Genomic DNA, 13,254 nt, shown 5'->3' on the forward strand with positions numbered 1-13,254 from the left:
TGAGCCGAGGCGGCGGGGTGGTCAGTGCTCCGCCGCTGGCCAAGACCTCACGCAAAGAACCGCGTCTTCAATGGCACCAGCGCGGCGCCGATCACGGTGGCGTTGCCGCTCGCCTCGCCCAGCACGAGCTTCGGCCGAGGCGGCGCGACACCGTAGCGATGCTTCTCCCAGAAGCGGGCACGCTCGATCAGCATCTTCCCGAGTTCGGGCGGCAGCTGGCCGCCAAAGACGATCGCTTGCGGATCGACCAGGCCGGCCACCGAGTTGATGACCCGGTCCAACGCCGGCAGGGTGCGTGCGATCCAGCTCTCTACGCCGGGCCAGGCCGGATCGAAACGGCAGCGCAGGTCCTCGACCGACTCGACCTCGACGCCGTTCGCGCGCAACTCCCGGATCAGGTATTGCAGCGCCGGCCGTCGCTCGGCTTCCTCGTCAGTGAAGATCGTCATTTCGCCCGCGTTGCCGTGCGAGCCGAAATAGGGTTTGCCATCAATGACGGCGCCGCCACCGAACCCGTAGTTGAAGGACAGGTAGAAGAAATTGCGCGCCCACAGGCCGGCACCCAGCAGGCTTTCGCCGATGGCCGCCGTGGTCGCATTGTTCTCGATCCACACCGGCAGCTTGAAGCAGCCTTCGAGGATGGGCGCCAGATCGATCAGCGACCAGTCCTGCAACGGCTCGGGCGCGTTGACCTGGCGGCGATCCCCGACGAAGAAGCCGGTCATCGCGAAACCGATCCCGATCACGCGCTCGCGCCGGACTTTGTTGCGCTTGAGCAGTTGACCGACCTCATCGTTCAATCGGGCGAGCGATGCGTCCCGCTGCGTCGGCGGCGTCGGGATCAGGATCTCTTCCACGATGTTGCAGCCCAGGTCTGCGAGACACAGTGCCATGGAATCGGTATTGACTGAGATGCCGATGGTATAGGCCGCTTCGCGCACGAGCTCGATCCGCGGGCTGGGCTGCCCCCGGCCGTTCTTGACCGGCTCGCCCGCGCGCAGCAGGCCGCGCTCGATCAGCTGTTCGACAAGACGGTGGATCGACTGCTGCGCAAGGTCCGTCTCCGAGGCAATCGCCGCGCGGGAAATCGCCCGGTGCCGGCGGACGATGTCGAGGATCATGCGCTCGCTGGCACTGGGAAAAAACGCATCGCTGGTGCGCGGCGTATTCTGTGCGGCCGCATCGGGCGCTGGCTCGAGACCTCTGGATTTGCTGGTCATGTAGGGGGGGCGGGGGATCGCGGCTACCGTAACGGCATGGGGCGCGTGTATTGCACCTGCTGCAGGCGGGCGTTCGTCGCGGTGTTCACATCGCGTATTCGGAGCGCCGGCCAGCGTAAGTTGATCAGGCAAAAATTCTAGCAAACCAATGTGTCGCGCTCGCGTGCCGGCGGGGCCACGTACGGTTACGTGTCATTTCGCGCGGATGCCTGCCACAACGGTGTGACCACATCGACCAAGGCCCGGGTGCCGACCATCACGTCCATGCCGGCAGGTTTCGCGACGCCATCGACATGCGTCTCCAGCCCGGCCTCGCGGCACAGGACAATGCTAGCCGCGATATCCCAGAGGCTGGTGTGGCGCTCCAGATAGCCGTCGACATAGCCCAGCGCGGCGAAGCCCAGGCCGATCGTTGCACAGCGGTAGCTTGCCACGCTCCAGTCGTGTTGCCGCAGCGTCTGGCTGAGTTGGGCGATTTCGGCGGCATCCCAATGGGCGTTCTCACCCATCGCTACAGCGCGCACTTCCGGAAACGGCACCTCGCGCCGCATCGGCAGGCCGTTGCAGACCAGCCCGAGCCCCAAGGCAGCACCGATGCTCATGCCCAGGATGGGGTAGTGGATCGCGCCGACCACCGGTTCGCCATCGACCACCAGCCCGAGCGAAATGCCCCACAGCGGCGAGCCGCGCAGGAAATTGGCAGTGCCATCGATCGGGTCCACCAGCCAGCAGGTAGGGGCCAGTTCGCCGCCCAGCTCCTCACCCAGGACGGACTCACCGGGAAACGCCGAACCAAGACGCTCGCGGATCACGCGCTCGACCGCCAGATCCGCCTCGCTGACGAAATCGCGCGGGCCTTTGGCATGCATCGCCAACTGCGTGCGCTGCTGGAACAAGCGCCGGGCGATCTCGCCCGCGGCTTCAACGATGGCGGTGGCGTGCCGGAGACGATCTTCTCGTTGCATGACGGTGTGTGAACGTTGAACGGTGAAATGTAAGCAGGGTGCGCCGAGCCATGGCGGATTCATTTGCCGGCGCCGATCACGCCTTTGACAAACCAGCGCTGCAGCAGCGCGATCACCAGCACGGGCGGGACCAGCGCAACCAGCGCCGCTGCCATGACCAGGTTCCATTCCGGCAACTGGCTCGCCTCGGTCGGGAAGAAGCTGGCCACGCCCACGGCGATCGTGCGCATGCTGCCCTGGTTCGTGACCACGAGCGGCCACATGTATTCCTTCCACGTGGTGATGAAGGCGATGGTGCCGAGCGCGGCCAGGTTGGTCTTCGACAGGGGCAGCAGGATGTCGATGAAGAAACGCATCGGTCCGGCGCCGTCGATGCGTGCCGCTTCCGACAATTCCGCCGGCACGGTCTGGTAGAACTGCCGGAACAGAAAGGTGCCGGTGGCCGAAGCCACCAGCGGCAGCGACAGGCCGGCATAGGTGTCGAGCAGGTTCAGCGACGGCATGATCCGGATGCCGGCCAGCGACGCAATGAGCGTGTCCAGGCCGGTCGTACGCAGCACCGCCTTCAGCGGCTCGTATAGGTCGGAGGCCACGGCATAGGTGGGGACGATGCGGACCTCGAGCGGCAGGAGCAGCGTGATGAAGACGCTCCAGAAGATCAGGTGCCGCAGCGGCGAGCGGAAGTAGACGACGGCGTAGGCGGTGACCGACGACAGCGTGAGCTTGCCTACCACCACCACGCTCGACACGACCAGGCTGTTGAACAGCATGCGGCCGATGTTCACGCGCCGCGCGACTTCCCGGATGTTGTCCAGCAGGTGCGCACCGGGCAGCAGCGCGACACCATTGTCGAGCAGTTGCTGGTTCGGCACCGAGGCCGAACAGAACGCCACATACAGCGGCCCCAACGCGAACAGCACCCCCAGCACCAGGATCGCGTAGCAGCACAGATGGAAGGCGCGATGACGTTCGACCATGGTCAGTGCTGGCCTTGACCGCGCTCGAATGCGCGGAACTGCACGAAGGTGAGCATCACCACGCCGATCATCAGGATGACCGACAGCGTTGATGAGCCGGACAGATCGAGCCCGACAAAGCCATCCGAGAAAATCTTGTAGGACAGGATCTCGGTCGCCTCGCCCGGTCCGCCGCGCGTGAGCGTATCGATGATCCCGAAGCTGTTGGTGAAGCTCTCCAGCATGTTGATGACGAACACGAAGAGTACGAACGGCGCGAGCAACGGCAGCTGGATATCCACGAAGCGGCGCACCGGGCCCGCGCCGTCGATTGCGGCGGCGGCCAGATAGTCGTCCGGCACCGACTGCAGCGCGGCGGTGAAGATCACGAAATTGAATGGGATCTGTGTCCACGCAAAGGCCAGGGTGACCATCAGCAGGGCATCACTGCCGTTGACATGTGGCGCCCACAGCCCTGGCCAGATCTGGTTGAACCAGCCCAGCGGCCCCGCGACGGGACTCATGAGGTAGCGCAGGATGACGCCGAGTACCGCGCCGGCCACTGCATACGGCCAGATCAACAGATGGCGCAAGACCTTGCTGCCGCGCAGGCTGAGGCTGGCGCATGCGGCCAGCACCAGCGCCGCGACCACGGCCAGCCCGACACCGCCGGCAATGAACAGCGCCGTGGCACGCAGCGAGGCATGGAAGCCAGGGTCCGTCAGCACGCGCCAGTAGTTCTGCAACCCGACAAAGACCGAGCCATTGCCGAAGGGCCGCTCCAGATGCAACGACCACCAGATCGCCTTGCACGCCGGCCAGTAGAAGAACAGCGCGGCAAGCGCCAGCTGTGGCGCAGCCAGCGCAAGCGGCAGCCATCGGTGCGGGAAGGGAGCAGTCGGCTTCATGTGATCTCCTAGGGCGGCGCTACGCCGGCATAGGTGTCCTTGAATCGTTGCAGCAACTGATCGCCGCGCGCCTTGGCGCGGTCAAGCGCCTGATCCATGGTCTGCTTGCCTGCGAAGGCCTTCTGGACCTCAGCCTGCCAGGCAAGACGGAACTGCGGCATGAAGCCAAGCCGGGCGCCCTCGTTGTCCTCACCGGGGGACACGCTGAGCGACGCCAGGCCCGTTGCGATCGGCGCCAGTGCGGCAGCATCCTCGCCGCCCAACATCATGAGAGCACGGGCAGCGCGATGTGTGAGGGGCAGGTAACCCGTCCGGAGGGAGAAAGCGATCTGCTGCTCAGGCTGCCGAAGATAGTCGAAGAAGGCGGCAACGCCCCGGTAGACCGCCGCGCTGTGTCCCTTCATGACCCACAGCGAAGCGCCGCCGACGACGGTGTTGTGGCGCTGCGTGCCCGCATAGGTCGGGACCATGCCGACTGCGGCATCGACGCGCTTGCTGGCTCGGATGCCGCTCCACGCACTGGTCGATTCGACCGACAGCGCGCACTCCCCGGTGGCGAATGCGAGCGTCTGGTTGCCGGCCCGTGTGTCCGCGGCGTCGATGAGCAGGCCGCGTGCGCGCCAGCGCATGACGTCATTCATCAAGCGGCGATGCACGCCGGTGTTGAACACGTAGCGGGCGTCGAGCCCCTGGCGGCCGTTGTGCTGCGTGGCAATCGGCGCGCCTTGCGAGGCGCTGGTCTGCTCCAGCATCTTCCACGGATCGTAGTCCGTGACCGCCGGGCACACGCTGCCGGCGGCCTTGAGTTTTTCTGCCGCCGCTTCGAATGCCTCCCAGGTTTGCGGCGCCTGGGCGATACCCGCCACGGCCAGCCATGCCTTGTTGGCGTACAGGACCTGCGTCGAGACGTTGAAGGGCAGGGAGTAGGGGTGGCCGGCGGCGTCGGCGTAGTAGCGCCGTACCACGGCGAGGTCGTCGGACCAGCCGAGGGTGTCTCCCGCCTCGTGCATCAGGCGGTCGACCGGATAGATGGCGCCGCTGAGCATCATGTCGAGCGTGCCGACATCGTAGATCTCGACCACAGCCGGTTGCCGGCCGGCCCGGTAAGCCGCGACGACCTTCTGCATCGTCTGCTCATACGTGCCCTGCGACACACAGTGCACGCGATGCTGATGTTGCGCAGCGTTGAAGCCGGCGCACAGCGATTCGATTGCCTCGGCAATCGGGCCGCTGTGGCCATACCAGAAGTCGAACTCCGCTGCCGCCGCTATCGGCGAGGCCACCCAAAGGGCGGTGGCAAGGGTGGCGGCGAACAGCGCAGGCTTCATTCCATCAGCGTTCAGGGTGCGCGCGGCCGGTCTGGCGAGGCAGGCGGGCTGCTGTCTCGGCTCAGTGCCGGATCGGTCTTGCCTGGCTTGCCGGTTTCGACGTGCCCGGCGTAGCGCCGTGCAAAGTCGGCGGGATTGTCGGCTGCGACAGTCAGGTCGTACCAAGCATCGCTGGATGATAGCGCCCAGTTGATCTCGATGCGTCCCCCGGCCGGCAGGTGATGGCGACGTGCCTGGGCGCCGTAGGCGTTGTCGGTCACAGTCAGCGTGCGGGCGACGGTGTCGTGGTTGGACAGCTCCAGCCGCAGGTCGCCGACGGCCGGAACGTAGTTGGTCCTCACCTCGAGCACCGCGCCTGCGGGTGCTGCGGCATGAGCCCGGCCGGAGACGCGGCGCAGGAAGCCGTTGGGCCCCAGGATTTCCAGGTCGTAGCTGCCATCGGTTGTCAGTGGCCAAACGCCTGCCAACTGGGTGTTGGCGTCGACGGTATAGCGTTTGGGGGCCGCATCGCTGGCGTGGTCGAACACATGGAAGACCGCGCCGACGCTGCCGCTGTTGACGAACTGCAGCTGGACCGACTGGCTCGCCGTATCGATCTTGGCGTGCGTGTGCAACACGTATGGCAATGCGCGCGTGCGCCGTTGCACAGGCTCCTGACGGTGCAGCGTCTGCGCTTGCGGCGGGTGCGGCGCGGGTAGGCCCGGCTGCATGGCGTGCGACGCGAGGAATGCGCGCGCATCCGGCAGCGCAGGGATCTGCGCGTCCGGCGTGGCGAAGTCGAACGCCAAGGTCAGGTCGCCGCACACGGCCCGGCGCCACGCGCTGATGTTCGGCTCATGCACGCCAAAGCGCGCCTCCAGGAAGCGGATGACCGACGTGTGGTCGAACACCTGCGAGCACACCGCACCGCCTTTGGACCACGGCGAGATGGCCAGCAGCGGCACGCGTGCGCCCAGGCCGAACGGCAAGCCATCCTGCGCATGGATTTCCGCGGCCACGTCGACATTCGATGCGCCTTGTTCGGGCGTGGCCGCCGGCATGGGCGGCAGCACGTGGTCGAAGAAGCCGTCGTTCTCGTCGTACATCACCAGCAGGACGGTCTTGCTCCAGGTGTCCGGGTTGGCCGTCAGCGCGTCGAGCACGAACGCGATAAATGACGCGCCGTCGGCCGGCGTCCACTGGGGGTGTTCGGAGCAGTTGTGCGGCGGCATCACCCAGGAGACCTGCGGGAGCCTGCCGGCCTTGGCATCGGCGGCGAACACGCTGGGTGGCCGGTGCGTCATCGCGTTGCGGTACAGGGGCGAATCTTCCGGTGCGTTGGCGAACTGCTGGAAGAAGCGCAGCACGTTGAAGCAACTGACCGACGCATTCGGGTCTTCCGGATGCGGATCGTTGCGCCTGCGGATGCCGTCCTGCACGTCGATGGGGAAGGGGCCGTCCTGGTCGATCCCCTGGTAGACCCGCCACGACACCCCGGCAGCTTCCAGCCGTTCCGGATAGGTGGTGTAGGAGACCGGTGGGCCGTTGCGCGGCTGGAAATCGCGGCCTTCGGCCGGCTGGTCCTTCATCGGGCCACCGTGGGTTCCAAACGGATCGATGGTGCCGGCCATCAGGTGCGAGCGGTTCGGGTTGGTGGCGCCGGGCAGCGAGCAGAAATAGGCGTCGCACACCGTAAACGCATCGGCCAGCGCGAAGTGGTAGGGGATGTCCTGGCGCGTGTAGTGCCCCATCGTCAGCACGCCCTTGGCCGGAATCCAGTTGTCGTACAGGCCGCCGGCCCACGCGGCGTGCCCATCGACCCAGCCGTGCGGCAACGAGTGGACGCGCTGGGAGGCCGTGCTGTGGCTCGGCATGTGGAACGGCAGCACGGTCCCGCCCTGGCCGTCGGGCTGCTCCCAGATGGTGCGCTTGCCGCGTAGCGGCGCGGTGTGCCGGTCATTGAATCCGCGCACGCCTCCCAGCGTGCCGAAGTAGTGATCGAACGAACGATTCTCCTGCATCAAGATGACAACGTGCTGCACGTCGTGGATCGTGCCGGTGGGGGAGGCGGCCGGCAGGGCCAGCGCGCGCCGGATCGAGAGCGGCAGGGCGCCGAGCCCGGCTGCCATGCCAACGCTGGCGCCCGCTTTGAGAAGGTCGCGTCGGTTCATTGTGTTTCTCCTGCGATGTGTGCGGCTTGCGGCGGCGGCGTCATGGATTCGCTCCCGAGGTACAGGCGCGTTTCGAAGGCGTGCATGTCGTCAAAGACGCAGAACTCGGGCGGCCCGAATTCAACGACCGGAACCTGGCGCCGGATCCATTCGAAGCATGCGGCCTGCTGCTTGAGATACGCGTCGGTCGCAGCCGGCGTCATTGCCTTGATGGGGTAGGCAAGCGTGATGTGGAACACGTAGTCGTTGTGGATCGGGTGCCGGATCGACAGGCAGTCGGACAACCGGTCACGCAGGGTGCGCAGCTTGCGGTTCTCCTCGGCGTCGATCGGGGTGAGCGTCATGACGCCAGCGCTGTGCTGGGCGCTGCCATCGGCGATCACCATGCGCAACGGCAACTCGCAGGCAGGATCGAAGCGCGCCAGCTTCTGCTCGAAACGGCGCGTGCACTGATCGACCGGCGCATCGAGCTGGACATCGGCGGGCCAGGCAAGCGGCGCGCGAATGTGATCGGTGACGCCCTCGAACACCGTCATGTGATAGCTCTCGGGTGGCAGGAAGGTCAGGCAGTCGGCCGCTTTACCGGCGTTCAGCTGATCGCGCGCGGCAATCAGTGCGCTCCACAAAACACCGGGGCGCGGCACATGGCAGAGGATCGTGTTGCCCGGGTAGTGGCGGACGCTGCCATCGCGGTTGAACTTGACGCCGACGTGATGAAGGTCGAACGGAAGGTTGTTGGACATGCGGGTGTTGCGCGGTCGTGAGTTGCTCGTTAGTTGCTGAGCCGGAAACGCAGCTCGATCTCCCCGACCATGCCGCCTTCGTTGGGGGAGAACTTCCAGCGCATCAGGGCGCGGATGGCTTCCTGGTCGAAGAGCTTGGGGGGCTGTGCGCTGACGATCTTCACTGCCGAGACGCTGCCGTCGGCCTCGATCGTCGCGCGCGCGACCACCACGCCCTCGGTGTTGCTGGCCAGGGCGCGCGGCGGATAGTCGGGTTCGACGCGCACGAGCGGCACGAGACCGCGACGTACGCCGCTCGGCTTTTCGGGAGCCTTGTCCCGCTGCACTGGACTAGGTGACGGTGCGGGCGCTGCTGCCGGTGCCTCGACCGGTTTGGCATCCGTCGTCGGTGTCGGCACAGGGGCGGCACTCGGCGCATTCGCCACGGGTTTCGGCGCGGGCGCCGGCTTGGCCTTGGGAGGGGTAGGTTTCGGTTTCGGTGCCGATTGCATCGGTGTCGGCGGCGCCGGGTCGGGCTCGCCCGGTACATCTGCAATGGTCACCAGCCGCGCGATCTTCACCGGTGCCGGTGCAGGCGGCACGGGCGGGTCAGCGCGCCGGCCAAGCGTCACGGCAATCAGCCCCGCTTCGAGCACCAGCGCAATCGCCAGCGCCGCAGGCAGCCGCAGCCCGGAGGGCAGGTCGGGGGCCGGCTGCGGCAGTCGCGCGGTTGCCGGCAAGGACGAACTCATGGCATCACCTCAGGGCTTGGCGGCAATGCCGAGGTCTTCGACGCCGGCTGCGCGTGCAACGTCCATCGCGCGCAGCAGCTCCTGCAGCGGCACGTCCTTGTCACCGGCAATCAGGACTTCGAGCTTGGCCGACTGTGCGCGAACCTTGAGCTGCTGCGTCAGGGCGTCCGCCGCGATCGGCTGGCCTTCGAAGAACAGGCCGCCTTCCTTCTTCACGGCGATGGTCAGCGAGGTCTTGGGCAACGGCGCCGCGGTCGACGCTTGCGGCACGTTGATCTTCAGGCCGCTGGCATCGATCATCTTCAGCATCGTCACCATGAAGAAGATCAACAGGAACATCATGATGTCGATCATCGGGACGATTTCGATGCGCGGCTCGCGCACGTCCAGGTAGCGGGTCCGGCTCATGGTCAGGCTCCCGACAGGCCGGCCGTTGCGGCTCGCTTGAACGGCATGCGCTCGGCCTGCGGCTGCAGCGTGGCGACGCGTGAGGTCGTGGGGTCGGTCTCAAGCAAATGCAGCCGCTTGATGCAGGCGAGCTTGACGAGGTCGAGCTGCAGGATCGCCAGCCGGACGCGCTTGCCGAAGTAGCTGTTGACCGCCACGCCGACGATGGCCACGGCCAGGCCGAAGCCGGTGGCGATCAGCGCGTGGCCGATGCCGCCGGTCACGGCGCCCGCATTGGGGCCGCTGGCGCCGAGCACATTGAACGACTCGGTGATGCCGATGATGGTGCCCAGCAGGCCGATCAGCGGGCCGAGCGTCACGGCCGCGTCGAGCAGCCACAAGGCACGGTCGAGCTTGGGCAAGGTGCGCACGATGGCTTCGTCGATGTAGCGGTCCATCGCTTCCGGATCGAGGTGCCGCGCTTCGACGGCCGCCTGCAGGGTGCCGCCGAACACGGTGGCCTGGTGGCGCTGTGCAATCGCCCGCAGGGCCTCTTCCTGCCGATGGTCAGTGGCGGAGAGTTCACGGTCCAGCGCCGCGCCGGACGGCACGATGCGCGCGAAGAAGACGGCACGTTCGATGGCGACCACCAGCACCACGAGCAGGATGAGCGCGAGCAGCGGAATGATGCCCATCGACTGCAGGCTCAGGTCGATGAATTGTTGATAGGCGTTCATAGGATTTCTTCCAAAAGTGAATAGCAACAGCCGGGGGGCTGGCGTCAGAACAGTTTCTTGGGCGTGTAGGTCAGCCCAAGCCAGTAGGTGCGGTTGAGCGAGAACGTGTCCTTCAGTAGGTTCCGGTTGGGCCCGGTGACGCTGACCAGCGGCGAGTTGGTCAGGTTGGAGATCGAGAAGAAGGCACGCCAGCCATCACCGATGTCGTAGTGCGCCTGCAGGTCGAACTGCTTGCGCGCCTTCCAGTAGACGTCCTGGCTGGCGAGCGCGGAATCGACCAGGCGCAGGCTGTCGCCGGCCCAGTTGTAGGCCAGGCTCACGCCAAACCGCTGGTAGTCGTAGAACACCGTCAGGTTGCGGATCTGGTCGGGTTGATTGACCAGCCGATTGATGGTGCGCGTGGCGCCGGACGTGGTGAGCGCGTTCAGGCGGCCGGCCAGCAAGGTGAGGTTGCTGCTAAAGCCGACGCCCTTCAGGTATGGGGTCAGCCAGCCGAGTGTGCCCTGCACGAAGTTGAACTCCATGCCGTTGAGCTGGGAGCTGGACGCGTTGAGCGGCTGCGAGATGGCGGCGGTGCGGTTTGCGCCATCAAAGAAGATCTGCCCCTGGCTTTGCAGCGTGTAGATCTCGTTCTTGATGCGCTTGTGGAACCCGGCCACGGAGGCGAGCCCTGCATTGGGCAGATACCACTCCGCGGACAGATCGAAGTTGTCCGATTGGCGCGGCTTGATGTCGGGGTTGCCTTGCGAGATCGTCACCGAGCCATCGGTGTTTTCCGAGATGGTGGTGTTTGGCGAGTACGCGTCGTAGTTGGGCCGGCCGATGGTCTGGCTGGCGGCGGCCTTCAGCTTGACGGCGGAACTGGCATCGAACACGAACGACGCTGCCGGCAGCGTGAAGTTGTAGTTGGAATTCTTGGTGACGGACTGCCAGGTTGTGCTGCCGTTGACGACGTTGCGCACGTTGCCGGTGGTCGACAGGTCGGTGTTGTCCTGGCGCAAGCCGAAGGTGGCGCTGAACCGATCGGTCCGGTAGGCGGCCATCGCATAGCCGGCGGCGGTCTGCTCGCTGTGGGTGTAGTTGCTCTGCAGGCTGCTGGTCAGGTTGCCGCTGTTGGCCGAGATGATGTTGGCGTTCGCGGCAAATTGCGCCCACGCGCGGGCCGGGTCGACGATGATGAATGGCAGGCCGTTGCTGTACGGCATGATCGTGCCCGACAGATAACCGGCGCCCGCCAGCGTCATGCCGGCGGCGTTGGGGTTGTACTGGTTGAAGTTGTCGGTGTAGCTATGGCCCAGGCGCCGATAGTCGATACCCACTGCGTATCCAAGCCCGCGCGCATCGGCATCCATGTTCTGGCGGAAATCGAGCTTCACATCGCCGACCCGATCGTCGATGGCGATGGTCTCGTTGCGCCAGTAGTACGCCTGCCAGTTGTTCAGGTTGTCGAAATTGCTTGGATTGACGGAGACGCTGGGCTCGGAGCCGGAGGTGTCGTAGTTCATCGCCAGGCCGGGCGTGCCGCTCAGCGTGGGGGCCGTGCCGGCAGCGTTGTAGCGGAAGCGGGCGAAGATGTATTTCGCCATCTGGCGCGGCTCTCGATGGCGCGCTTCCGATAGCGACGAGCGGAAGGACAGGACCTGGTCATCGCTGAGCTTCCAGTCCAGGCCGCCCTGGGCCGACTGCACCGTGCGGTCGAGCTTCGAGATCATGTTGCCCGCTTCAGCCTCGCCCAGCGCGAAGTGACCGGACGTCGGGGTCTGGTTGGAGACCGGATTGGTGCCCGTGCTGCGGCTGTCGTCGATGAAGGTCTCGTTGCGTACCTGGCGGGTGGTCTCGTTGTTGTAGCCGAGGCTGATGAAGCCATAGAGGTCGGGGCTGAACCGTGCCTCCACCTTGGCGTCCACGCCCTTGCGCTCGAAGTTCTTCAGGAACTGCCAGTACTTGAACTGCTGCGGCACCGGAATGCCGTTGCCCGTGTTCGGGCCGCCGGTGGCGGGGTTGTTGGCGTTGGCGCCGTTGGCGTTGTAGTAGTTGTAGAAGATGTTGTCGGTCGCCATGTGACCGATCGACGTGGTGTTCTCGTTCTCGTAGTTGGCCGCAATGACAACGCCCAGGGCCCCCGTGGGTCCGAAGGTGCTGCTGAACACCATGTCGGTCTTGCGCGCCAGCCCTTCATCGGCCGACAGGACCTTGCCGCTGTCGCGGGCATGCCCGAGCCCGCCCGTGATGCTCAGATACGGCTTGCCGCCGTTGTCGAACGCGCTGCGCGTGACGATGTTGATGGAGCCGCCCACGGCGTTGGGGTCCTGGTCGGGCAGCCAGGTCTTGTACACCTGGACCTGCTTGACCAGCGACGACGGCAGCATGTTGGTGCGCGCGCTGCGGCTGGTCAGGTCGGTCGACGCCATCGGCGCGCCGTCGATCGTGACGTTGTTGTAGCTGCCGTCGAGCCCGCGGATGGCGATGAACTGTGCCTCGTCGCGGCCGTTGACGTTGTCCGGGTTGAAGCTGACCGAAACACCGGCAACACGCCTGACCGTATCCGTGACGGTGTCGTCGGGCAGGTTCTTGATCTGGTCCTGGGTCAGCACGTCCATCACGCGCTCTTCGGTCTGCTTGGTGGCCACGGCCGCGCTGGTCTGCGCGCGTTGCCGTGTCACCTCGACGCTGCCGACGTGCTGGACCGCGCCGTCGTTCTTACCGGTCTCATCGCCGGTCTTCGCTGCCGGTGCCTTCCCCTGTTGATCCTGGACCTGCGTGTCGTCACTGGCTGCCTGGGCCAGGATCGGCAACGCCGCGCTGATTGCGAGAGCCATCACGGAAAGGCGCAGACGGTGCCCTCCCCCCTGTCGATAAAGCATGTTTTCCCCGAAAGCGATTGTTTACCAAGTGACGCCGGTTCCTCTCGTCGTACGCGCTTGGTGGCACGTTGCTTGGGATCCCGTCGGTCCGATTTCTGCTCGTGCGATGTCGTATCGCATCCATGCCAAAGCGGACGGCCAGATATTAATACCCACTATGTGTAATATTCGTGACGGAGCCACAGGAGATCGCAGAATTGTCAAAGTCCCCTAGGGCGTGTCGTCAAATCAGCCAGATGACAGAAGCTGCGAGATGAATTGCGGC

Annotated in this window: 11 protein-coding genes; all 11 read right to left on the minus strand. The window is 65.6% G+C overall.

The window, feature by feature from the left end; translation table 11 throughout:
• Window positions 1-47: 47 nt before the first annotated feature.
• The 11 genes from QZ609_RS07010 to QZ609_RS07060 all read right to left on the minus strand — a co-directional run bounded on the left by QZ609_RS07010 (window position 48) and on the right by QZ609_RS07060 (window position 12,944).
• The gene (locus QZ609_RS07010; RefSeq protein ID WP_295492594.1) at window positions 48-1,220 is read right to left on the minus strand and encodes an ROK family transcriptional regulator; all 1,173 of its coding nucleotides are present in this window, start codon (window positions 1,218-1,220) and stop codon (window positions 48-50) included.
• Window positions 1,221-1,405: 185 nt separating this feature from the next.
• On the minus strand, window positions 1,406-2,248 hold the full coding sequence (locus QZ609_RS07015) for an inositol monophosphatase family protein (RefSeq protein ID WP_295492596.1): 843 nt from the start codon (window positions 2,246-2,248) through the stop codon (window positions 1,406-1,408).
• Window positions 2,245-3,162, minus strand: coding sequence for an ABC transporter permease subunit (locus tag QZ609_RS07020; protein ID WP_295492598.1), 918 nt, complete (start codon window positions 3,160-3,162; stop codon window positions 2,245-2,247). The genes QZ609_RS07015 and QZ609_RS07020 overlap by 4 nt, the downstream gene beginning before the upstream one ends.
• A gap of 2 nt (window positions 3,163-3,164) precedes the next feature.
• Window positions 3,165-4,049 (minus strand): ABC transporter permease subunit, encoded by an 885-nt coding sequence (locus tag QZ609_RS07025; protein WP_295492600.1) that lies wholly within the window; start codon window positions 4,047-4,049, stop codon window positions 3,165-3,167.
• An 8-nt stretch (window positions 4,050-4,057) separates the two neighbouring features.
• Window positions 4,058-5,377: an extracellular solute-binding protein gene (locus tag QZ609_RS07030; RefSeq protein ID WP_295492602.1), complete on the minus strand. Its 1,320-nt coding sequence runs from the start codon at window positions 5,375-5,377 to the stop codon at window positions 4,058-4,060.
• Window positions 5,378-5,388: 11 nt separating this feature from the next.
• Window positions 5,389-7,527: a phosphocholine-specific phospholipase C gene (locus tag QZ609_RS07035; protein WP_295492604.1), complete on the minus strand. Its 2,139-nt coding sequence runs from the start codon at window positions 7,525-7,527 to the stop codon at window positions 5,389-5,391.
• Complete coding sequence (locus tag QZ609_RS07040) at window positions 7,524-8,270, minus strand: DUF1868 domain-containing protein (RefSeq protein ID WP_295492606.1); 747 nt, start codon at window positions 8,268-8,270, stop codon at window positions 7,524-7,526. Before QZ609_RS07040 ends, QZ609_RS07035 begins: the two co-directional genes overlap by 4 nt.
• 29 nt (window positions 8,271-8,299) lie before the next feature.
• Window positions 8,300-9,001, minus strand: a complete 702-nt coding sequence (locus tag QZ609_RS07045) for an energy transducer TonB (RefSeq protein ID WP_295492608.1) — start codon at window positions 8,999-9,001, stop codon at window positions 8,300-8,302.
• Window positions 9,002-9,010: 9 nt separating this feature from the next.
• Window positions 9,011-9,409 carry a biopolymer transporter ExbD gene (locus tag QZ609_RS07050; RefSeq protein WP_295492610.1) on the minus strand — a complete coding sequence of 133 codons (399 nt, stop codon included), beginning with the start codon at window positions 9,407-9,409 and terminating at the stop codon, window positions 9,011-9,013.
• Window positions 9,410-9,411: 2 nt separating this feature from the next.
• Complete coding sequence (locus QZ609_RS07055; RefSeq protein WP_295492612.1) at window positions 9,412-10,125, minus strand: MotA/TolQ/ExbB proton channel family protein; 714 nt, start codon at window positions 10,123-10,125, stop codon at window positions 9,412-9,414.
• Between the two features lie 44 nt (window positions 10,126-10,169).
• Window positions 10,170-12,944 carry a TonB-dependent receptor gene (locus QZ609_RS07060; RefSeq protein WP_295492614.1) on the minus strand — a complete coding sequence of 925 codons (2,775 nt, stop codon included), beginning with the start codon at window positions 12,942-12,944 and terminating at the stop codon, window positions 10,170-10,172.
• Between the last annotated feature and the right edge of the window lie 310 nt (window positions 12,945-13,254).

The organism is uncultured Ralstonia sp., from assembly GCA_913056305.1.
GTDB lineage: Bacteria > Pseudomonadota > Gammaproteobacteria > Burkholderiales > Burkholderiaceae > Ralstonia.

Bases quoted from the DNA above. Each gene is read 5' to 3' on its own strand.
- QZ609_RS07010 (WP_295492594.1), bottom strand. From the start codon at position 1,220: ATGACCAGCAAATCCAGAGGTCTCGAGCCAGCGCCCGATGCGGCCGCA.
- QZ609_RS07015 (WP_295492596.1), bottom strand. From the start codon at position 2,248: ATGAATCCGCCATGGCTCGGCGCACCCTGCTTACATTTCACCGTTCAA.
- QZ609_RS07020 (WP_295492598.1), bottom strand. From the start codon at position 3,162: ATGGTCGAACGTCATCGCGCCTTCCATCTGTGCTGCTACGCGATCCTG.
- QZ609_RS07025 (WP_295492600.1), bottom strand. From the start codon at position 4,049: ATGAAGCCGACTGCTCCCTTCCCGCACCGATGGCTGCCGCTTGCGCTG.
- QZ609_RS07030 (WP_295492602.1), bottom strand. From the start codon at position 5,377: ATGAAGCCTGCGCTGTTCGCCGCCACCCTTGCCACCGCCCTTTGGGTG.
- QZ609_RS07035 (WP_295492604.1), bottom strand. From the start codon at position 7,527: ATGAACCGACGCGACCTTCTCAAAGCGGGCGCCAGCGTTGGCATGGCA.
- QZ609_RS07040 (WP_295492606.1), bottom strand. From the start codon at position 8,270: ATGTCCAACAACCTTCCGTTCGACCTTCATCACGTCGGCGTCAAGTTC.
- QZ609_RS07045 (WP_295492608.1), bottom strand. From the start codon at position 9,001: ATGAGTTCGTCCTTGCCGGCAACCGCGCGACTGCCGCAGCCGGCCCCC.
- QZ609_RS07050 (WP_295492610.1), bottom strand. From the start codon at position 9,409: ATGAGCCGGACCCGCTACCTGGACGTGCGCGAGCCGCGCATCGAAATC.
- QZ609_RS07055 (WP_295492612.1), bottom strand. From the start codon at position 10,125: ATGAACGCCTATCAACAATTCATCGACCTGAGCCTGCAGTCGATGGGC.
- QZ609_RS07060 (WP_295492614.1), bottom strand. From the start codon at position 12,944: ATGGCTCTCGCAATCAGCGCGGCGTTGCCGATCCTGGCCCAGGCAGCC.